At 71.6% G+C, this 19,344-nt stretch carries 21 protein-coding genes; 17 read left to right on the top strand and 4 right to left on the bottom strand.

Going from position 1 to position 19,344, the window contains the following annotated elements:
- Positions 1-26 precede the first annotated feature (26 nt).
- Complete coding sequence (locus OHA68_RS30740; protein ID WP_189140000.1) at positions 27-653, top strand: MerR family transcriptional regulator; 627 nt, start codon at positions 27-29, stop codon at positions 651-653.
- Positions 654-812: 159 nt separating this feature from the next.
- Here OHA68_RS30740 and OHA68_RS30745 read toward each other — a convergent pair whose 3' ends face one another.
- Positions 813-1,454, bottom strand: a complete 642-nt coding sequence (locus OHA68_RS30745; protein WP_327103361.1) for a TIGR03085 family metal-binding protein — start codon at positions 1,452-1,454, stop codon at positions 813-815.
- 51 nt (positions 1,455-1,505) lie between these two features.
- On the opposite strand from OHA68_RS30745, the gene OHA68_RS30750 reads away from it, so the two are divergent.
- Positions 1,506-3,365 carry an ABC transporter ATP-binding protein gene (locus OHA68_RS30750; protein ID WP_407674516.1) on the top strand — a complete coding sequence of 620 codons (1,860 nt, stop codon included), beginning with the start codon at positions 1,506-1,508 and terminating at the stop codon, positions 3,363-3,365.
- Positions 3,362-5,161 carry an ABC transporter ATP-binding protein gene (locus tag OHA68_RS30755; protein WP_327103362.1) on the top strand — a complete coding sequence of 600 codons (1,800 nt, stop codon included), beginning with the start codon at positions 3,362-3,364 and terminating at the stop codon, positions 5,159-5,161. Before OHA68_RS30750 ends, OHA68_RS30755 begins: the two co-directional genes overlap by 4 nt.
- Positions 5,162-5,310: 149 nt before the next feature.
- Here the strand turns inward: OHA68_RS30755 and OHA68_RS30760 are convergent, their stop codons facing one another.
- Both OHA68_RS30760 and OHA68_RS30765 read right to left on the bottom strand, forming a co-directional pair.
- Positions 5,311-5,697: an ATP-binding protein gene (locus OHA68_RS30760; protein WP_189140003.1), complete on the bottom strand. Its 387-nt coding sequence runs from the start codon at positions 5,695-5,697 to the stop codon at positions 5,311-5,313.
- Positions 5,690-6,526, bottom strand: coding sequence for an MEDS domain-containing protein (locus OHA68_RS30765; RefSeq protein ID WP_327103363.1), 837 nt, complete (start codon positions 6,524-6,526; stop codon positions 5,690-5,692). Before OHA68_RS30765 ends, OHA68_RS30760 begins: the two co-directional genes overlap by 8 nt.
- A gap of 149 nt (positions 6,527-6,675) precedes the next feature.
- Between OHA68_RS30765 and OHA68_RS30770 the strand changes: the two genes are divergently transcribed.
- The 14 genes from OHA68_RS30770 (at position 6,676) to OHA68_RS30835 (ending at position 17,311) form a co-directional block, all read left to right on the top strand.
- The gene (locus tag OHA68_RS30770; protein ID WP_189140005.1) at positions 6,676-7,011 is read left to right on the top strand and encodes an STAS domain-containing protein; all 336 of its coding nucleotides are present in this window, start codon (positions 6,676-6,678) and stop codon (positions 7,009-7,011) included.
- A 48-nt stretch (positions 7,012-7,059) separates the two neighbouring features.
- A complete protein-coding gene (gene hisI / locus OHA68_RS30775; RefSeq protein WP_327103364.1) occupies positions 7,060-7,434 on the top strand; it encodes a phosphoribosyl-AMP cyclohydrolase in 375 nt (124 codons plus the stop codon).
- Positions 7,435-8,025: a Trp biosynthesis-associated membrane protein gene (locus OHA68_RS30780; protein ID WP_327103365.1), complete on the top strand. Its 591-nt coding sequence runs from the start codon at positions 7,435-7,437 to the stop codon at positions 8,023-8,025. It begins immediately after the preceding gene.
- Positions 8,026-8,237: 212 nt separating this feature from the next.
- Complete coding sequence (locus OHA68_RS30785) at positions 8,238-8,828, top strand: CD225/dispanin family protein (protein WP_327103366.1); 591 nt, start codon at positions 8,238-8,240, stop codon at positions 8,826-8,828.
- Between the two features lie 5 nt (positions 8,829-8,833).
- On the top strand, positions 8,834-9,265 hold the full coding sequence (locus OHA68_RS30790) for a DUF2752 domain-containing protein (RefSeq protein WP_189140009.1): 432 nt from the start codon (positions 8,834-8,836) through the stop codon (positions 9,263-9,265).
- Between the two features lie 121 nt (positions 9,266-9,386).
- On the top strand, positions 9,387-10,226 hold the full coding sequence (gene trpC, locus OHA68_RS30795) for an indole-3-glycerol phosphate synthase TrpC (RefSeq protein ID WP_189140010.1): 840 nt from the start codon (positions 9,387-9,389) through the stop codon (positions 10,224-10,226).
- A 23-nt stretch (positions 10,227-10,249) separates the two neighbouring features.
- Positions 10,250-11,470: a tryptophan synthase subunit beta gene (gene trpB, locus OHA68_RS30800; protein ID WP_456094129.1), complete on the top strand. Its 1,221-nt coding sequence runs from the start codon at positions 10,250-10,252 to the stop codon at positions 11,468-11,470.
- A 122-nt stretch (positions 11,471-11,592) separates the two neighbouring features.
- Positions 11,593-12,393, top strand: a complete 801-nt coding sequence (trpA, locus tag OHA68_RS30805) for a tryptophan synthase subunit alpha (RefSeq protein ID WP_327103367.1) — start codon at positions 11,593-11,595, stop codon at positions 12,391-12,393.
- A gap of 277 nt (positions 12,394-12,670) precedes the next feature.
- Positions 12,671-13,231: a MauE/DoxX family redox-associated membrane protein gene (locus OHA68_RS30810; protein ID WP_189140012.1), complete on the top strand. Its 561-nt coding sequence runs from the start codon at positions 12,671-12,673 to the stop codon at positions 13,229-13,231.
- Positions 13,197-13,949, top strand: coding sequence for a DsbA family protein (locus tag OHA68_RS30815; RefSeq protein WP_327103368.1), 753 nt, complete (start codon positions 13,197-13,199; stop codon positions 13,947-13,949). The genes OHA68_RS30810 and OHA68_RS30815 overlap by 35 nt, the downstream gene beginning before the upstream one ends.
- Positions 13,950-13,975: 26 nt before the next feature.
- A complete protein-coding gene (lgt, locus tag OHA68_RS30820) occupies positions 13,976-15,205 on the top strand; it encodes a prolipoprotein diacylglyceryl transferase (protein WP_327103369.1) in 1,230 nt (409 codons plus the stop codon).
- Positions 15,202-15,906, top strand: a complete 705-nt coding sequence (locus tag OHA68_RS30825) for a VIT1/CCC1 transporter family protein (RefSeq protein WP_327103370.1) — start codon at positions 15,202-15,204, stop codon at positions 15,904-15,906. Before lgt ends, OHA68_RS30825 begins: the two co-directional genes overlap by 4 nt.
- Positions 15,903-16,718 (top strand): hypothetical protein, encoded by an 816-nt coding sequence (locus OHA68_RS30830; RefSeq protein ID WP_327103371.1) that lies wholly within the window; start codon positions 15,903-15,905, stop codon positions 16,716-16,718. Before OHA68_RS30825 ends, OHA68_RS30830 begins: the two co-directional genes overlap by 4 nt.
- Entirely contained in the window at positions 16,718-17,311 is a 594-nt protein-coding gene (locus OHA68_RS30835; protein WP_327103372.1) for a hypothetical protein, read from the top strand. Before OHA68_RS30830 ends, OHA68_RS30835 begins: the two co-directional genes overlap by 1 nt.
- Before the next feature lie 341 nt (positions 17,312-17,652).
- Here the strand turns inward: OHA68_RS30835 and OHA68_RS30840 are convergent, their stop codons facing one another.
- Entirely contained in the window at positions 17,653-19,185 is a 1,533-nt protein-coding gene (locus OHA68_RS30840) for a bis-aminopropyl spermidine synthase family protein (RefSeq protein WP_327103373.1), read from the bottom strand.
- Between the last annotated feature and the right edge of the window lie 159 nt (positions 19,186-19,344).

Consider the following 19,344-nt stretch of genomic DNA (forward strand, 5'->3'; position numbering starts at 1 on the left):
CAAAAGGGGGGTTTTCGGTCGTGCGTATGGCGGACCTGAGTGCCGGCACAGGGGTTCCGGTTCCGACGATCAAGTACTACCTCCGGGAGGGGTTGCTGTCCCCTGGCCGGCCGCTGGGCCGCAATCAGGCGGAGTACGGCTCGGCACACGTCAAACGGCTGAAACTGGTGCGAGCCCTCGCCGACTACGGCGGGCTCAGCATTTCCGCCATCCGCGAACTCGTCGACCACATGGAAGATCCCGGCACCGCCAAGACCGAGCTGCTGAGCGTGGCCCAGAAGACGGTCACGACGCACGACGACGAGCGCTCCGGCGAACACGTCCGGCAGGCCGAGCGCCTCGTGGCGGACCTGCTGGCCCGCAGGGGATGGGACGACACCGCCGGCCACCAGGCCGCCAGGACCATGGTCGGCGTGCTCGCGAGCCTCCTGGAGCTGGGCCTGGACGACATCCTGCGCGCGCTGGACGACTACGCCGACGCCGCCGAGACGGCCGCCGGAGTGGATCTGCGGGTGCTGGGCGACGTGACCGACCGGGAGCGGGCCGTGGAGGTCGTGGTGATCGGCACCCTGCTCGGCGACACGCTGCTGGCGGCCATGCGCCGGCTGGCGCAGGCCCACCTGTCGGTGGAGACCTATCGGACGACCGGCTAGACGGCCCGGACGACCGGCTGGACGGCCCGGACGACCGGCTTGACGGCTAGACGGCCCGGACGACCGGCTTGACGGCTAGACGGCCCGGACGACCGGCTTGACGGCTAGACGGCCCGGACGACCGGCTTGACGACTCGCACGGCTAGAAGGCTCGGACGGCTAGACGGCGAAGCCGGCGTTCTTCAGCCGGGTGATCGACTCGGGCTCGCCCGCGTACTCCACCCTGGCGTGCGCCTGGCGGCCGAAGCAGAACAGCAGCAACTCGCCCGCCCCGCCGATCACCTCGACCTTGGGGCCCTGCTTCGCGCCGCCGAGCACCACGGCCCGCGAGCCGACCGCGCCGGGGTAGTGCAGCACCACGCCGACGGGGGAGCGGCGCAGCATCGTCTTGGCCCCGGCGGACACGCGCTTCCAGATGAGCTGCTCGAAGTCGGCCGGCAGCTCGCGGGGCTCCCAGGAGGGCTGGGCCCGCCGGACGTCCTCGTGGTGGACGAAGAACTCCAGAGTGTTGACCGCTGTGTCCAGGAACGACAGCGCACCGTAGACTCCGCCGGGCTTGCGCACCAGGGAGACCAGCTCGGGGAAGGGGTGCCTGGCCTTCATGCGCTGCTGCACCGTGGCGGTGTGACCGGCCAGCGCCCGCACCGCGATGCCCGGCATGGCGTCCGGTCTGCGCTCGCGCAGCACCAGATGCGCCGCCAGGTCATAGGTGTCCCAGCCCTCGCACAGGGTCGGGGCGTCAGGGCCGAGCGAGTCGAACAGGTCGCACAGTGCGGCGCGTTCGCCACGAGCGTGAGTCACATCGCAACTCTACCTGTGGGAATAAGTCAATGATCAGACGTGATTGTCAGTATGTGGAAAATCCGGCACTGGAAGGAAACACACCGCGTGGCGAATAAGGTCACCTCTGCCGTCATGCGTCAGGGGCTGCGCGTCCTTGGGGTGGCCGTCCGCGCGGAGAAGGCGGTGTTCGCCTCGGCCGTCGTGGCCAGCGCGCTCTACGGCGGCATGACCGTGGCCTCCGCATGGGCGCTCGGCTGGGCAACCCAGAACGTCATCATCCCCACCTTCGGCAAGGGCGAGATCGCCGTGGGCGCGCTGTGGACCGGCGTGTTACTGATCATCGGCACCGCCCTGCTCAAGTCGATCGGCATCGCGGGCCGGCGCATCTTCGCCGGCGTCATGCAATACCGCATGCAGGCCCGCTCCCGCCGCGACGTCACCAAGCAGTATCTGCGGCTGCCGCTGGCCTGGCACCAGCGGCACCCGACCGGGCAGCTGCTGGCCAACGCCAGCTCCGACGCCGAGGCCGCGTGGGCGCCGCTGGCGCCGCTGCCGATGGCCGTGGGCGTGGTGGTCATGCTCGTCACCGCGGCGGTCGGCATGCTGCTCACCGACCCCGTGCTCGCGCTGGTGGGCTTCCTCGTCTTCCCGGCGATCGCCGTACTCAACCTCGTCTACCAGCGCAGGCTCAGCCCGCTGGTCACCCGCGCGCAGCAGTTGCGCGCGGAGGTCAGCGAGATCGCGCACGAGAGCTTCGACGGCGCGCTCGTCGTCAAGACGCTCGGCCGCGAGGACCTGGAGGCCGAGCGCTTCCGGCGGCGCGCGCACGAGCTGCGCGACGCCAACGTGGCCGTCGGCCGGGTGCGCGGCCTGTTCGACCCGATGCTGGAGGCGCTGCCCACGCTCGGCGTGCTCGCCGTCCTGGGCGTCGGCGCGATGCGCCTGTCCACCGGCGACATCGTCTCCGGCCAGCTCGTGCAGGTCGCTTACCTGTTCACGCTGCTGTCCTTCCCGATCCGCGCGCTCGGCTGGGTGCTGGCCGAGCTGCCGCGCAGCGTCGTCGGCTGGACCCGGGTGCAGTCGGTGCTGGAGGCCGAGGGCTCGATGGTCTACGGGGAGGAGACCCCGGGCCGCGACGAGCCCGCCACGCTGGCGGTCTCGGACGTGTCCTACTCCTACGGCGAGACCGAGGTGCTGCACGACGTCACCTTCGACCTGCCGCCCGGCCGCACCGTCGCCCTCGTCGGGCCCACCGGCTCCGGCAAGTCCACGCTCGTCCAGCTCCTCGTCCGGCTGGTCGACCCCGACACCGGCCGGGTGCTGCTCGACGGCACGGACCTGCGCGAGCTCGCCTACGGCACACTCGCCGAGTCGGTGGCGCTGGTGCCGCAGCAGACGTTCCTGTTCGACGACACCGTGCGCGGCAACGTCGCGCTCGACCTGCCCATGCCGGACGAGCAGGTGTGGGCGGCGCTGAGAGTGGCCCAGGCCGACGGCTTCGTGAGCGGGCTCGGCGCGGGCCTGGACACCCGCGTCGGAGAGCGCGGCACGTCCCTGTCGGGCGGCCAGCGCCAGCGCCTCGCGCTGGCGCGCGCGATCGCCCGCCGCCCCCGCCTGCTCATCCTCGACGACGCCACCTCCAGCGTGGACCCCCAGGTGGAGGCCAGAATCCTGTACGGCCTGCGGGACCGGGCCGAGGCGTCGACCGTCGTGGTCGTCGCCTACCGGCTGGCCACGATCGCGCTCGCCGACGAGGTCGTCTACCTCGACCGCGGGCGCGTGGAAGACCGCGGCACGCACCAGGAGCTGCTGGAGCGCTGCCCCGGATACCGCAACCTGGTGACCGCCTACGAGCGCGAGGAGGCCGTGCGCGCCGCGCTCGACGCCGACGCCGCGCTCGGACTCGAAGAGACAGAGGTCAGCGCATGACCGTGGAGACCGCGCCGGAGCAGGAGCGCATCGGCACCGGTGCCGGCGGCTCTGCCTGGGCCACCATCCGCCGGGGGCTGTCGCTGACGCCCGAGTTCCGCAAGGGGCTGGTGGGCACGCTCGCCCTGGCGGTCGTCGCCACCATCGGCAAGATCATCGTGCCCATCGCGGTGCAGCAGACGATCGACACCGGGATCGGCGACGGCGCCCCGGACATGCCGTACATCACCCGCGCCGTCGTGCTGTGCGCGGCGGCGGTGATCCTGACCGCCCTCGCCTCCTATCTGATGAACGTGCGCCTGTACAAGGCGACGGAGTCCTCGCTGGCCACGCTGCGGGTGCGCGGCTTCCGGCACGTGCACGACCTGTCGGTGCTCACCCAGAACACCGAGCGCCGCGGCGCCCTCGTCTCCCGGGTCACCAACGACATCGACCAGATCAGCACCTTCATGCAGTGGGGCGGGCTGATGATCATCGTGGCGTTCGGCCAGCTGTTCGTGGCCAGCGTGCTGATGGTCATCTACTCCTGGCAGCTCACGCTGCTCGTGTGGATCTGCTTCATCCCGCTGCTGATCGCCCTGCCGCGCTTCCAGCGCTGGCTGTCGCGGGCCTACACCGTGGTCCGCGAGCGCACCGGCGACATGCTCGCCGCCGTCAGCGAGTCGGTCGTCGGCGCGGCCGTCATCAGGGCGTACGCCACTGAGCGGCGCACCGCCGAGCGCATCGACAAGTCCGTGGACGCCAATAAGGCCGCCCAGGTCAGAGCGCAGACCATCGTCGGATTCGTCTTCCCGCTGACCGAGATCGTGGCCGCCGTCGCCATCGCCGGGATCGTCGTGCTCGGCGTCCGGCTCGGCGTGTCCGGCGACATCACGGCCGGGCAGCTGATCGCCTTCCTGTTCCTCATCACGCTGTTCGTCTCGCCGCTGCAGACCGCCACCGAGGTGCTGAACGAGGCGCAGAACGCGGTCGCCGGCTGGCGGCGCATCCTCGGCGTGATCGACACCCCGGCGGACGTGGCCGACCCCGGCGACGACGGCGTGGAATTGCCGCGCGGCCCCATCTCGGTGGCCTTCGAACAGGTGCACTTCGCCTACCCCGGCGGCCCGCCCGTGCTGCGCGAGCTGTCGGTGGGGATCCAGCCTCGCTCGCGCATCGCGGTCGTGGGCGAGACCGGCTCGGGCAAGACCACCTTCGCCAAACTCCTCACCCGGCTCATGGACCCGGTCGAAGGACGGGTCACCATCGACGGCCACGACCTGCGCGCCGTCCGCTTCTCCTCGCTGCGCGCCCGCATCGTGATGGTCCCGCAGGACGGCTTCCTGTTCGACGGGACGCTGGAGGAGAACGTGAGGTACGGCAAGCCGGCGGCCACCCGCGAGGAGATCCAGCTCGCGCTGACCGAGCTGGGTCTGGCCGACTGGCTCGACGGCCTGCCGGCCGGCCTGGACACCCCGGTCGGCCAGCGCGGTGAGTCGCTGTCGGCCGGTGAGCGCCAGCTCGTCGCGCTGGCCCGCGCCTACCTGGCCGACCCCGACCTGCTGCTGCTCGACGAGGCCACCTCGGCGGTCGACCCGGCCACGGAGGTGCGCCTGGCCCGCGCACTCGAAGGGGTCACCCGCGGCCGCACGGCCGTCTCGATCGCCCACCGGCTGTCCACCGCCGAGAACGCCGACGAGGTGCTCGTGTTCGACGGCGGCCGCCTCGTCCAGCGGGGGCCGCACGCCGAGCTGGTCGCCGAGCCGGGGGTGTACGCCGACATGCACGCCTCCTGGGTCTCGGCGGCCCACTCCTGACACGCGGCGTGGGTGTCAGCGGCCTGCTCCTGATCGTCCGGGCACCGCGCGCGCTCGACCGGTCTTTCATGATCGTTCGGGCACCGCACGTCGGCGGCCCGCTCCTGAGATCGTCCGGGCACCGCGCGCGCTCGACCGGCCTGTGCGCGTCACTTGGCCGCCGCGAAGGTCACCCTCGTGCCGCCGGGGCCCGACACGATCGTGACCTGGTCGCACAGCAGGCGGGTCAGCCACAGCCCCCTGCCGCCGCCCTCGAACCCGGACGGCGGCGGGGCGGTGCTGCTCCAGCCGAGCGGCAGGCCGGGGCCCTCGTCGGTGACCTCGCACCACAGCCGGTCGTGCTGCCACCACAGCCGCAGCCGTCCGCCGCCTCCGCCGTGCAGCACGGCGTTGGTGGTGATCTCGTTGACCGCCACCACGAAGTCCTCCAGGCTCCTGCCGGTCAGCCCCTCGCCGGCGGCCCGCTCGCTGACGGTCCGGCGGAGCACGGTGATGTGCCCTCGGGAGAAGCTCGCGCAGAGCACCTGCCTACGCATCGCCCACCGGGCGGATGTCGATGACGTCGTCCGCTCTGATCCGGTGCAGCAGCCTGGCCATCGGCTCGCCGCACACCAGCACCGTCCGCCCGTGCGGCCTGGCCGTGGCCGTGGCGACCAGGAGCTGGGCCGAGCCCGCGTCGATGAAGTGGAGTCCGCTCGCGTCGATCACCACCTCGCCCGCCTCCAGGCGCAGCGGCATCAGGACCGTGGAGAACGCGTGCCGGTTCGTCAGGTCGACCTCGCCCCACAGGCGCAGGGCCGCGGGGTGGTGGGCACGGGCGTAACGGAGTGCCGCCTGGTCGGGCGAGATGGGATGGACGCAGCCGACCCTGTCGATGGCCTCGCGCGCGAACAGCGTCCGGTCGTACTGGCAGACCGCGGCCAGCCATCGCTGGCCGAACAGTTCGTTGGTGGCGGCCTCGAAGGCGATCTGCCCCGGCGGATCGTGCGCCCCCCATGAGGCGTCGATCATCGCGTAGACGCCGTGGCGGCCCTGCCGCCGCGCCCGCTCGCCGGCCTCGGTCAGGCTGGACAGCGCCTGGGCCGAGTCCAGGCGGCCGTCGGTGTAGTGCGTCCCCGCGCTGGCGCGAATCTCGATCTGGCCCGCGGACTCGGCGGCGGCGAACCCCGGCACCAGCGGCGCCAGCCACGCGCGGGTCCGCTCGGGGGAGTCGGTGTGCGTGATGATCAGCACCTGGGCCCGCCTGCGCAGGCCGTTGCGGGTGAACGCCCCGGTCGCCGCCCGTCGCTCCGGCTCGCCTCGCACCGGCAGGCAGACGTGGTCCCCGAACTCCGGATCGAGGACGGCGTCGGCGGCGGGTAGCACGATGGCGTCCTCCTTACCATACGTTTCCGGGAAGTTACCCTCCGGAGGACTATCACGTTCCGTGTTCTATGTAAAACGCAGTGTGATGGGCCCGCGCCGGTGTAGCTTCATCTGGAACCGTCTTGGGGTAGGCGCGTGAGGAGCATCGTGTGGATGAGCTGCAGATGACGCGTCGGCACTACGGGGAGCTGGTGGTGGTCAGCCTCGCCGGTGAAGTCGATGCGGACAACGTGTCCAAGGTTCGCAAATGCCTAGAAGAGGCGGTGGAGACGCACGGACCGCGTCTCGTCGTCGATCTGAGCCGCCTCACCTTCATCGACACGACCGGGCTGGGCATGCTGGTGCGTCAGCTCGCCACGCTGCAGGACCGCGACGGCACCATGGCGCTCGTCGCTCCGGACGGCCAGGTGCTGCGGCGGCTGCGCAGGACCAACCTCGCGCCGCTGTTCCCCATCTACGACACGCTGTCCCAGGCGCTCGACTAGCGGCACCGCCGCTGCCGGACCGCTCCTGCGGCCTGGTTGAATGACGACATGTCCCTTGACGCCAGGATCGCCGCGCGGCTCAAGCGCGACGGCAACGGGCTGGTGCCCGCGATCGTTCAGCAGCACGACACCGGCGAGGTGCTCATGCTCGCCTGGATGGACGACGAGGCGCTGCATCGCACCCTCACCACCGGCAGGGCGACCTACTGGTCGCGCAGCCGCGGCGAATACTGGGTGAAGGGCGCCACCTCGGGGCACGTGCAGCACGTCAAGACCGTCTCGCTGGACTGCGACGGCGACACCGTGCTGCTCAAGGTGGACCAGGTGGGCGCCGCCTGCCACACGGGCGACCGCACCTGCTTCGACGCCGATCGGCTGACACCGGTCCAGGACGGCGTCACGGCCGTGCGCTCGGAGGGTTAGATGACCCCGCGGGGCGAGACCGGGCGGCGGCGCGGGCGGTGGACCTGGCCGGCCGTCACCGCGGCCGGCTGCCTGCTCGTGCTGCTCGCCGCGGGCCGTGCCTGGGTGACGGACGCGCGCGACCCCGGCGGCCTGGCCGAGATGGTCTCCCCGACGGGCGGCGACCTCGGCCCCGTGCTGACGCCGCTCGCCCTGGCGGGCCTGGCGGGCGTGGTGGCCGTGCTCGCGGCCAAGGGCGCCGGCCGCCGCGTCATCGGCGCGCTGCTGGCCCTGTGCGGGCTGGGCGCCGCGCTCGGCGCCTGGGCGGCCACCGACGAGGCAGGCGTACGGACCTGGCTGCGCGAGAACAACGTGCTCGCCGGCGCGGCCTCGGCCACCTGGGACACCGTCGTGATCTGGCCGGTGCTGGCCGGCCTCGGGGGAGTGCTGATGCTCGCGGGCGGCATCGCCGCCGTCGTGCGCGGCGGCGGGTGGGCGGGCATGTCGGATCGGTACGAACGGACGCCTGCCCCGGCGGCGCCGCAGGCGTCCGGCGACCGTGCGCTGTGGGACGCGCTCGACCGGGGGGACGACCCCACCGCCTCACGCTAGATCGGCGTCATCCGGCGATCCGCGCCGGTGTCGATTCGGCATCGAACCGGCTCGGCTGATCGGGCTTCACCTGCGGTAACGCGTCGTCACGCAGACGTGCAGGCAGATTACAAGTTGTTCGCAAGGCGAACGTTGTTGCATGTCGTCCAAGGTTTGTCGCTAGGCTGCCGCGCGCAAGTCAGCGCAAACATGACGACATAGGAGTCTTACGGATGAGTTACGGAAACCAGGGCGATGGCGGCTACGGGTCGCAGCCCCCCGGTGGCGGTTACGGTCAGCAGCCGCCGAGTGGCGGTGGCTACGGCCAGCAGCCCCCCAGCGGTGGCGGCTATGGTCAGCAGCCCCCGAGCGGTGGCGGTTACGGTCAGCAGCCGCCGAGTGGTGGCGGCTATGGTCAGCAGCCCCCGAGCGGCGGTGGCGGTTACGGCCAGCAGCCCCCCAGCGGTGGCGGTTACGGCCAGCAGCCGCCGAGCGGTGGCGGCTACGGCCCGCCCCCCGGGTACGGAGCCCAGCCTCCCGGTGGCGCGCCCCCGGACAACCACCTGGTCGCGGCCATCCTCACGACCCTGTTCTGCTGCCTGCCGCTCGGTATCGTGTCCATTGTGAAGTCGTCGCAGGTCAACCAGAAGTGGCAGTCCGGCGACTACCAGGGCGCGATGGAAGCCTCCGAGGAGGCCAAGACCTGGTGGAAGCGGTCGCTGATCTTCGGCGCCATCGCCTGGGTGCTCATCGTCGTGGCCTACGTCCTGTTCTTCGTCATCATCGCGGCGAGCGTCTCGACCATCCCGACCACCACGTACTGACCACCATGACGAACGCGAACCTCGAACGGCGCGGTACCGACCGCCTCAGGTCGGTGCTCGCGCCGCTCGGTGTCGCCGCGGCGGCGGGAGCCGTCTTCGCGATCGTCGGCGTGGTCGACCCCAACGAGCCGGGCCACTACCCCACCTGCCCGTTCCTGATGCTGACCGGTCTCTACTGCCCGGGCTGCGGGACGATGCGCACCATCCACGCCCTCGCGCACCTGGACCCGGTGGCGGCGCTCGGCCTGAACCCGCTCGCCCTGGCCATGGTGCCCTTCCTGCTGTTCTGGTGGGGCCGCTGGATGATCAACGCCTGGCGGGGCAGACCCCGGCGCACGACACTGGCGCATCCCGCCTACCTGTGGGCCTTCCTCGCGCTGGTCCTGGTGTACTGGGTGGTGCGCAACCTTCCGTTCGGGGCGTTCCTGGCGCCATAGCCGCGCCCCTGTGACCAGAAGCCCTCCCCGGGCCGATACCATCGCAAGACAAGGCCAGGAGCGGACGCGACGCGAACTCCTGGTCTCCACCCCCACTGTCGACCGGAGGGATCCCAAGCGCGTGAGTGAGCGGACCGAAGGACCGAGTGTCCTCGACGACATCCTCGACGGGGTGCGCGCCGACCTCGCCACACGGCAGCGGACCGTGTCGCTTGACGACCTCAAGCAGCAGGCCGACCGGGCCCCCGCGCCCAGAGACGCCCTCGCGGCGGTCGGCGGTGACCGGGTCTCGGTGATCGCCGAGGTGAAGCGCTCCAGCCCGTCCAAGGGCGCGCTCGCCGCCATCGCCGACCCGGCGGCGCTCGCCGCCGACTACGAGGCGGGTGGCGCGCACGTCATCAGCGTGCTCACCGAGCGGCGCAAGTTCGGCGGCAGCCTGGAAGACCTGGCCGCCGTCCGCGCCCGGGTGGACATCCCGATCCTGCGCAAGGATTTCATCCTCACCTCCTACCAGCTCTGGGAGGCCAGGGCCCACGGCGCCGACCTCGCGCTGCTGATGGTCGTCTGCCTGGAGCAGGAGGCGCTGGTGTCGCTGATCGAGCGGGCCGAGTCCATCGGGCTCACCCCGCTCGTCGAGGTGCACACCGAGGAGGAGCTCGACCGGGCGGTCGCCGCCGGCGCCCGCGTCGTCGGGATCAACGCCCGTAACTTGAAGACACTTCAGGTCGATCGGGATGTCTTCGCCAAGCTGGCGCCCAAGGTCCCGGATAATGTGATCAAGATCGCCGAATCAGGCGTGCGCGGGCCGCACGACCTGCTCGCCTACGCCAGGGCAGGCGCCGACGCCGTCCTGGTGGGGGAGAGCCTGGTCACCGGCAAGGACCCGCGTAAGGCCGTGGAGGCGCTGGTGACCGCCGGCGCCCACCCGGCGACCCGCCCCGACCACGGAGCAGAGGGATAGCAGTGGCACACGAAGGCTCCATCTTGACGGCCGCCGACCTGGCGGGCAACGGCGTTCACGGCGACGACCCCGATGTGCGCGGCAAGTTCGGCATCTTCGGAGGCCGTTACGTGCCCGAGGCGCTCATCCCGGCGCTCGACGAGGTCGCCTCGGTCTACGCCACGGCCAAGAACGACGTCGAGTTCCTGCGCGAGTTCGACCACCTGCTGCGTACGTACGCGGGCCGGCCGACCACGCTGACCGAGGTGCCGCGCTTCGCCGAGCAGGCGGGCGGCGCGCGGATCGTGCTCAAGCGCGAGGACCTCACGCACACCGGCGCGCACAAGATCAACAATGTGCTGGGCCAGGCGCTGCTGACCAAGCGGCTCGGCAAGAAGCGGGTGATCGCCGAGACCGGCGCGGGCCAGCACGGCGTGGCCACCGCCACCGCGGCGGCCCTGCTCGGCCTGGAGTGCGTCATCTACATGGGCGCCGTCGACTGCGAGCGCCAGGCGCTCAACGTCGCCAGGATGAAGCTGCTCGGCGCCAAGGTCGTGCCCGTGACCAACGGCTCGCAGACGCTGAAGGACGCCATCAACGAGGCGTTCCGCGACTGGGTGACCAACGTCGACTCCACGCACTACCTGTTCGGCACGGTCGCCGGGCCGCACCCGTTCCCGGAGATCGTCCGCGACTTCGCCCGCATCATCGGCGTCGAGGCCCGCCGCCAGATGCTGGAGCTGACCGGAGCCCTGCCCACCGCGGTCTGCGCGGCGGTCGGCGGCGGCAGCAACGCCATCGGCATCTTCCACGCCTTCATCGGCGACGAGGCCGTCCAGCTCCACGGCTACGAGGCGGCCGGCCGAGGGCTGGACAGCGGCGAGCACGCGCTGACGCTCACCGCGGGCTCGGTCGGCGTCCTGCACGGCTCGCGCACCTACGTGCTGCAGGACGACGAGGGCCAGACCATCGACTCGCACTCGATCTCGGCCGGCCTCGACTATCCCGGCGTCGGCCCCGAGCACGCCTGGCTCAAGGACAGCGGCCGCGCCACCTACCACGGCATCACCGACGACCAGGCCATGGCCGCCTTCTCGCTGCTGGCCAGGACCGAGGGCATCATCCCGGCCATCGAGTCCTCCCACGCCCTCGCGGGCGCGCTGGAGCTCGGCCGCGAGCTGGGCCCCGAGGCGACCATTTTGGTCAACCTCTCCGGGCGTGGCGACAAGGACATGGGCACGGCCATGAAGTACTTCAATCTCTGACGACCCTGACCGGGTCGGCCGCCCCGCGAGTACGCCGGTCGTCCCGCACCGCAACGGCGGTGCGGGACGCGGCGATCGGAGCCCGGGGAGGCGGGGCTCGACGATGTGAGAACGGACGACCAATGACGACTCTTCAGACGGTGTTCGCCAAGGCGAAGGCGGACAACCGGGCCGCGCTCGTGGGTTACCTCCCGGCGGGCTTCCCGTCCAAGGACGGCGCCATCGCCGCGGCGACCGCCCTGGTCGAGGCCGGGTGTGACGTCATCGAGATCGGCCTGCCCTACTCCGATCCGCTCATGGACGGGCCGACCATCCAGGACGCGGTGCACCGCTCGCTGCTCAACGGCACTCGCATCGCCGACGTCATGCGTACCGTCGAAGGGGTCGCCGCCACCGGCGCGGCCACGCTCGTCATGACCTACTGGAACCCGATCGACCGCTACGGCGCCGAGCGGTTCGCCCGCGAGCTGGCCGACGCGGGCGGCGCCGGCACCATCACGCCCGACCTCACGCCGGAGGAGTCCGAGCCGTGGCGCGCCGCGTCGGCGGCGGCGGGCATCGACACCGTCTTCCTGGTGGCGCCCAGCTCCACCGAGGAGCGCATCAAGGCCGTCGTGGACTGTTGCACCGGCTTCGTCTACGCGGCCTCGCTGATGGGCGTCACAGGCGCGCGCGAGACCGTCAACGTGGCGGCCGAGGACCTGGTCAAGCGCACCCGCGCGCACACCGACCTGCCGGTCTGCGTCGGGCTGGGCGTCGGCACGGGCGCGCAGGCGTCCCACGTCGCGGCCTACGCCGACGGCGTCATCGTGGGCTCGGCGTTCATCCGCCGCATCCTGGACGCCCCCGACGAGGCCGCCGGCTACGCCTCGATCGCCGAGCTGGCCCGCGAGATGGCCCAGGGCGTCCGCTCCCGCGCCTGACACCTTCCGCCTTCCGGACTTCCGTCACGCCTCCCGCGCCTGACGCCTTCCAGGGTTTCGTCACGCCTGACGCGCCTTCCAAGGTTTCGTCACGCCTTCGCCGGGCGGTCCGCAGGGCTGGGCACCGGGTTTCCGCGTCCAGCGGAATGCCGGCCTTCCCGCAGTTCGGCGTCATGCGCGGGCCAGAACCACTCCTTAGCCGACCCTTATCCCGAGCGTGATCGGATAGGACCCGGATACTGTGCGGCTACCGGCACAGAGGAAGAGGAGATGGCCCGTGAACGCGTCAGCGGCGTCACAGAGCGCGAGATCAGCGATACCCTGGGTCACGACCGTCGCCCGATTGGTTCTGGGCGGGGTGCTGATCGTGGCCGGAGGGCTCAAGATCGGCAACCCGGCCGACTCCGTGGTGGCGGTCCGAGCGTACGAGCTGCTACCCGAGCAGGTGGCCACGGCCGCTGGTTACGGCCTGCCTATTGTGGAGGTAGTGGTCGGGGTGCTGCTGATCGTAGGCCTCATGACCAGAGTGGCTGCCGTCATCGCCGCGCTGCTCATGTTCGCCTTCGTGTTCGGCATCGCCTGGGCGTGGGCGCACGGGCTGCGCATCGACTGCGGCTGCTTCGGCGGCGGCGGTCAGCTCGGCGCCGGGCAGGAGCCGACCTACCTGGTCGACATCCTGCGTGACTTCGGCCTCGTGCTGCTGGGCGCCTGGATCGTGCGTTTCCCGCCGGGACGCTTCGCGTTGGACCGGCCACTGGGCTTGGCGGGTGCGGAGCACCTGCTCGACGAAGAGGAGAACGGTGATGAGCAAGGGCGGCCGGGCGAAGTCGGCGCGTGACAAGATCAGGGAGCAGCAGGCCGCCGACCGCGTGCGGGAGCAGCGTAAGCGCGTGGTCACCTACGTGGCGGCGGGCGCGGTCGCGCTGGCCGCCGTGGGAGCGGGCTGGTGGTACACCGCGAGCAGATCACAGTCGGAGGTGGCGGGAGACTCACTGGCGCCCACCACGGTGCAGGCCGACGGGACCGTGGTGATGGCCAACGACGGCGTGAACGCGCCGGTGCTCGACGTCTACGAGGACTTCCAGTGCCCCGCCTGCAAGGAGCTGGAGCGGGTCAGCGGCCCGACCTTCAAGAACCTCGCCGCCGAGGGCCTGGCCAAGGTGGTCTTCCACCCGCTCACGATCTTCTCCCAGGAGCCCACCAAGTCCAACTCGGTCCGGGCCGCGGCCGCCGCGCGCTGCGTGGCCGACGGCAAGCAGTGGGTGGCCTTCCACGACATCCTCTACCGCAACCAGCCCAGCGAGACCGCCGAGGGCTTCACCACCGACCAGCTCGTGGCCTGGGGCAAGGAGGCCGGCGTCACCACACCCGGCTTCGCGGCCTGCGTCACCTCGCAGAAGCACGCGCAGGCCCACCTCGACCAGAGCAAGCAGGTCATGGCCGACCAGCAGCTGCGGGGCACGCCGACCATCAAGCTCAACGGTGAGGTCATCGACAACAGTGTCGCGGCCGCGCCTCGGGAGCTTCGCGATACGGTCACCAAGGCGGCCAAGTAGCTCAGCGTCCGCTACCCTCACCTGACATGCCCATAGCCTCGATTCCCAGCCCTTCCCAGGGGGTCTGGTATCTCGGATTCGTGCCGATCCGGGCTTACGCCCTGTGCATCGTGCTCGGTGTCGTCGTCGCCGTCTGGCTGAGCGAGCGCCGCTGGCGTGCCCGCGGCGGCCAGGCGGGCACGATGATCGACATCGCCGTGCCCGCTGTGATCTTCGGTCTGATCGGTGGCCGTCTCTATCACGTCATCACCGACTGGCAGACCTACTTCGGCGCCCGCGCGATCAAGGAGCCCTACCAGGCCCTGTTCATCTGGGAGGGCGGGCTCGGCATCTGGGGCGCGGTCGCGCTCGGCGGCGTCGGCGTCTGGCTGGCCTGCCGCAGGCGCGGCCTGTCGCTGAGCGCGGTCGCCGACACGGTCGCGCCGGGCATCGCCTTCGCGCAGGCCATCGGCCGCTGGGGCAACTGGTTCAACCAGGAGCTGTACGGCGCGCCCACCACGCTGCCCTGGGGCCTGGAGATCGACCAGCAGCACGGCGGCGAGCCCGGGGTGCTCTACCACCCGACCTTCCTGTACGAGTCGCTGTGGAACCTGGCGCTCGGCATCGCGCTGCTCGTCATCGGCAAGCGGCTCGGGCTGCGCTACGGCCGGTTGTTCGCCCTCTACGTCGCCGGCTACACCCTGGGCCGGTTCTGGATCGAGGGGCTGCGCATCGACCCCGTCGGCGGGGTGGACCACGCGGTCGAGTTCCTCGGGCTGCGGCTCAACCAGTACACCGCGATCGTGCTCTTCGTCGGTGCGCTGATCTACTTCTGGGCCACCAGGAACAAGACCGGCGAAGAGATCGTCGTCTCCCCGGAGGACGCCGACCCCGCCCACCCGTCGAGCCTGGCTGACCCGGAGCACGAGGTCGCGACCTCGACGACCTCCGCAGCGGACACCTCTGAGGAAGAGGGGGCGAAACCCGCGAGTGAGCCCGAGGAGCCTGTGAAGTCCGCGGAGTCCGGCAGGTCCGCGGAGCGGGTGGAGCCCGGGGAGCCGGCAGGGTCCGGGGAGCCGGCAGGGTCCGACGAGCCGGTGAAGCCGACAGAGTCCGTGAAGCCGCTCGACTCCGTGGAAGAGCCGGTGAAACCTGCGGAGCCCTTGGAGCCCTTGGAGCCCTTGGAGCCCGTGAAGTCTGCGAAGGCTGTGGAATCTGCGGAGGCTGAGTCCGAGGTCAAGGCTGAAGCCGTGCCGGAGGAGAAGAACTCGCGATGAACAGCCGCGCGGAGATTCACCACCAGCATCGCGACGTCACCGGCGGCTGGCTCAGGCCATCGGTGTTCGGCGCGATGGACGGCCTGGTCTCGAACTTCGCGCTCATCGCCGGTGTCGCCGGCGGCACCGCCAACACCAAGGTCATCTCGCTGGCCGGCGTCGCCGGGCTCGCGGCGGGCGCGTTCTCCATGGCCGGCGGCGAGTACGTCTCCGTGGCCAGCCAGCGCGAGCTCGCCCAGGCCGAGATCGCCGTCGAGGCCGGCGAGCTCGACCGCAACCCCGAAGCCGAGCTGGAGGAGCTGGCCCAGGTCTTCATCGGCAGGGGTGTCGAGCCCGCGCTGGCGGCCGAGGTCGCCAGGCAGATCTCCCGCGACCCGGAGCAGGCCCTGGAGATCCACGCCCAGAACGAGCTCGGCGTCGAGCCCGGGGACCTGCCCTCGCCCAAGGTGGCGGCCGTGTCGTCCTTCCTGGCGTTCAGCGTGGGGGCGGCGCTGCCGCTGCTGCCGTACCTGTTCGGCGTCGTCAGCCTCTGGGTCTCCGCCGTGGTCTCCTGCGTGGCGCTGTTCACCGCCGGCGTCATCGTCTCCACGGTGACCGCGCGGAGCTGGTGGTATTCAGGGATCCGCCAGCTCGTGGTGGGCGCGGTGGCCGCCGCGCTCACGTTCGCGCTCGGCAACGCGATCGGGGCGTCCGGACTGTGAGTGGCACCAGACCTCGCAAGCGGCGCCGTACTCCCCCCTCCGACTGGGAGCTGCCGCTCCTGACGCACTGGGGGTTCCAGCCGAAGCAGCAGCGGCTCATCGTCATCATCGCCACGGCCATCGGCGTCCTCGCGGGCGCCGTCGCGCTGGTCGCCGTCATCGGCTCGCTCGGCACCTACACCCCCGAGCGTAGGGCCAGCGCCGCCGCCGTCGTCCAGTCCGGCGCGGCGCTGCCGCGGGACTTCCAGGGGTGGGCCTCGCCCAAGCTGTTCGCGCCGATCGGGGAGCGGGCCAAGGACACCCAGCCGCTCACCGTCAAGGAGGTCTTCGGCCAGAGGGCCCTCGCCGGCGAGAAGAAGCTCTCCCTGCGGCTCGCCGGCAGAAAGCTCGACGCCGACTGCTCCGCCGCCCTGTGGGGCGAGGCGCTGATCGAGCAGGTGTCGGCCGCCGAGTGCACCCAGGCCGTCCGCGGCCTCTACCTCAGCTCCGACCGCCGCTACGTCGGCCAGTACACCCTGCTCAACCTCCGTGACGGCGAATCGGCCGCCGCGCTCGTCGAGTCGCTCGAAACCCTGCACCGGGGCGGCTGGACCCTGCCGCTGGCGAGCACCAAGGCCGCCTTCCCAGCGGGCGGCTACACCGAGGCGGGCGCCTACGCCCTCGGCCACTATGTCGGCCTTGTCTGGATCGGCAGGGCCGACGGCGCGGAGCCCACCGCCAGGGACGACTACGTGTCACTCGCTCTCACCCTCAGAGGCGCGGAGAAGGCCATCTACCGCAGGGTCGTCGCGATCACCGGACCGGCCTCCTGATGTCCCGGCGCCTCATCGTCAGCCTGGTGGCGGCCGCGCTCGCGGTGCTGGCCGGCGGCGCCTGGCTGTGGTTCGGCCGCGATCTGCCCCGCCCCGCCGCTCTTCGCGCCGAGCCCACCTCCGCCCTGTACGCGCTGGTGGACTCCCGCCAGGCCGACGCCGCCCCCGTGACGGTGGCCGAGATCTTCACCCCCGGCACCCAGACCATCGGCGGGATGACCAGGACCGCCGTCGAAGAGCTCGCCGACTGCGACGACGCCCTGTGGGGCACCTCCGCGCCCGGCTGCACCCAGGCCCTGCGCGCCACCTACCGGGGCCCGGCCGTCGCCGGCCAGTTCGTCATCTTCAACCTCCCGGACGGCCGCGCCGCCGACGCCCTGGTGGCCGCCCTGCGCGAGGACGGTTTCGTACGGCAGACGACACCGTTCGACGCCACCCGCAGCCGCGCCGAGGTCCGCGCCCTGGGCCACTACGTCACGGTGAGCTGGCTGGGCGCCCTCACCGCCGAGCGAGGCACCGACCTGGTGCAGCCCCTCATCGCCCTCGACGCCCTCGGCAACGCGATCCAGACCCGAGTCCTGGCCGCGACCTGACCCGACTTCCGGCCCTGACCTGGCCCGGGTCCTGGCCGTGGCCTGACCCGACTTCCGGCCCTGACCTGGCCCGGGTCCTGGCCGTGGCCTGACCCGACTTTGCCGGCCACCGGGGCTCGTGGGCTTCCCGGCCGGCGGGTCGCCCCTCGACGGTAGAGCGAGCGCCGTTGCGGCGAGTGACCACCCCACCCTTGGGACACGCCGCCGGCGCGCCCGGTAGTGGGTCGGCGGTCGGCGTTCACTTGGCTGTGCCGTACAAGATGATCGCCCGACTGAGGCAGACGTCGCGCGCACGCCCGGTAGTGGGTCGGCGCGCAGAGGGCGGCAGGGCGTCCGGGGGGTCAGGTGGTGGTGGTGAGGGCGTGGACGGTGGTGGTGACCTGGGCGGGGAGGGCGGCCAGGCGGTGGAGGGGGGCTTCCAGGGGGGTGAGGTCCTCGGCCCAGGGGGCCGCCTGGCGGATGAGGGTGCGGGCCTCGTTCTTGGTGAGGGTGGAGCCCTGGGCGCGAGCCAGGGAGATGAGGGCCTCGCGCCAGGTGTTGGCGAGTTTGGCGTGGCCGTGGTCGAGGATGCGGCGCAGCACCTGCTCCTCGGGGGCGGTCGGCTGGGGGCGGCGGGTGGCGCGCAGGACGGTGCCGTCGGTGACGCAGTCGTAGACCGAGGCCAGGACGGCGGGGAGCCGGGCGGGCGGCTCGGCCAGGTGGAGGTGGACGTGGCCGGCGCGGGTGGCGAGCAGGAGGCGGGGGATGGCGCTCTCCAGGCCGGCGGGCACGGCGATGGCCACGCTGTCGAGGGTGGCCGCGTAGGGCTTGGCCAGCCAGGTGGTGAGCTTGGCCCTGGGCTGGGGGAGGGGCTTGGGCCAGTCGCCGACCAGGAGGTCGGCCGTGGCGTCGGCGGGCTCGGCGCCGGACCGGGCGGACTCGATCGACTGGGGGCCCTGGGTGTAGATGGCGGTGCCGGCGCGGTCGAGGCGGGCGGCCGTGGCGGGGCGGGTTCTGGTGGTGGGACGGAGGAGGTAGAGGTCGGCGGCGGACCCGATGGCCTCTGCACCAAAATATCGGTTGAAATCGGGATATATGGCGTCAAAAGTTAGGTTCAGTGCCGACAGGGAGTTCTGCACCTTGAGCGCCAGCGCCGGGGTGCGCTCACTCGCGCCGTAGGCGAGCAGGATCCGGCCGTCGTCCTTCAGGCCCTCGATCGCGCGGGCGGTGAACAGGCTGATGCCCTCAGGGGTGTACGGCGGGTCGGTGAGGGCCAGGTCGTGGTCGCGGGCCGACGGGGGCAGGGTGAGGCGCAGGTCCGCCCAGCGGGTGCGTACGCCCAGATCCTGCTCGTCGATGTAGGCCAGGATGCGCTCGTCGACGTCGACCACCGTGACGTCCGTCTCCGGGTGGACGAGTTTGACCGCGAGCGAGGTGAGGTCGTGGTCGCCCACGCAGAGCAGCCGGGCGCCCGGCAGCCAGAAGCGGGCGCCGAGCAGCAGGGCCCGGCGCAGGACGGTGTCGGGGGTAGCCGCGACGTGGTCCAGCGTGTGGCGGGCGCGCGGCGCCTTGGCGATGAGCTCGCGCAGGCGCTCCAGCACCGGCCCGTAGTGCGGCAGGAGGTGGGCGACGGGGTCCTCGGGCGCCGGGGCGACGGCCAGCAGGTCCTGGTAGTCGGGGGAGTGCTCCGGCGCCACCCGGAACCGGTCGCCGGAGCGCTCCAGGCGCAACTCCCGCAGCAGCTCCTCGATCGTGCGCCTGGACGTGGCGCTCTGCCTGACCAGGTCGGCCAGGGTCCACCACTGGCCGTCGCAGAGGAGGGTCAGCGCGTGCCTGAGCCTCCTGCTGTCCACCCCGGCCGCAGCCAGCAGGCGCTCCACCCCGTCACGCTCCATGGACCAACCCTATCGAGCGGCTCAGCGCCCAGAAGCAGAGCAGGATGTCCGGGAATCGGGTGAATGTTCGCCATGTGGGCGCGGTGGGCACCATTCTGGCAGCGTGCGGTAACCTCTATCCACGATAAGCAGCAGGGCCAACGTCGTCCCCGCCTGTTC

It is taken from the genome of Nonomuraea glycinis (assembly GCF_035920485.1).
Taxonomy (GTDB): Bacteria; Actinomycetota; Actinomycetes; order Streptosporangiales; family Streptosporangiaceae; genus Nonomuraea; species Nonomuraea glycinis.

Excerpts from the sequence above, each read along its gene's own strand:
- OHA68_RS30790 (WP_189140009.1), top strand. The coding sequence starts at position 8,834 with ATGACGAACGCGAACCTCGAACGGCGCGGTACCGACCGCCTCAGGTCG.
- OHA68_RS30815 (WP_327103368.1), top strand. The coding sequence starts at position 13,197 with ATGAGCAAGGGCGGCCGGGCGAAGTCGGCGCGTGACAAGATCAGGGAG.
- OHA68_RS30835 (WP_327103372.1), top strand. The coding sequence starts at position 16,718 with ATGTCCCGGCGCCTCATCGTCAGCCTGGTGGCGGCCGCGCTCGCGGTG.
- trpA (WP_327103367.1), top strand. The coding sequence starts at position 11,593 with ATGACGACTCTTCAGACGGTGTTCGCCAAGGCGAAGGCGGACAACCGG.
- OHA68_RS30740 (WP_189140000.1), top strand. The coding sequence starts at position 27 with ATGGCGGACCTGAGTGCCGGCACAGGGGTTCCGGTTCCGACGATCAAG.
- OHA68_RS30755 (WP_327103362.1), top strand. The coding sequence starts at position 3,362 with ATGACCGTGGAGACCGCGCCGGAGCAGGAGCGCATCGGCACCGGTGCC.
- OHA68_RS30825 (WP_327103370.1), top strand. The coding sequence starts at position 15,202 with ATGAACAGCCGCGCGGAGATTCACCACCAGCATCGCGACGTCACCGGC.
- OHA68_RS30750 (WP_407674516.1), top strand. The coding sequence starts at position 1,506 with ATGTGGAAAATCCGGCACTGGAAGGAAACACACCGCGTGGCGAATAAG.
- OHA68_RS30785 (WP_327103366.1), top strand. The coding sequence starts at position 8,238 with ATGAGTTACGGAAACCAGGGCGATGGCGGCTACGGGTCGCAGCCCCCC.
- OHA68_RS30780 (WP_327103365.1), top strand. The coding sequence starts at position 7,435 with ATGACCCCGCGGGGCGAGACCGGGCGGCGGCGCGGGCGGTGGACCTGG.
- OHA68_RS30840 (WP_327103373.1), bottom strand. The coding sequence starts at position 19,185 with ATGGAGCGTGACGGGGTGGAGCGCCTGCTGGCTGCGGCCGGGGTGGAC.
- OHA68_RS30760 (WP_189140003.1), bottom strand. The coding sequence starts at position 5,697 with ATGCGTAGGCAGGTGCTCTGCGCGAGCTTCTCCCGAGGGCACATCACC.
- hisI (WP_327103364.1), top strand. The coding sequence starts at position 7,060 with ATGTCCCTTGACGCCAGGATCGCCGCGCGGCTCAAGCGCGACGGCAAC.
- lgt (WP_327103369.1), top strand. The coding sequence starts at position 13,976 with ATGCCCATAGCCTCGATTCCCAGCCCTTCCCAGGGGGTCTGGTATCTC.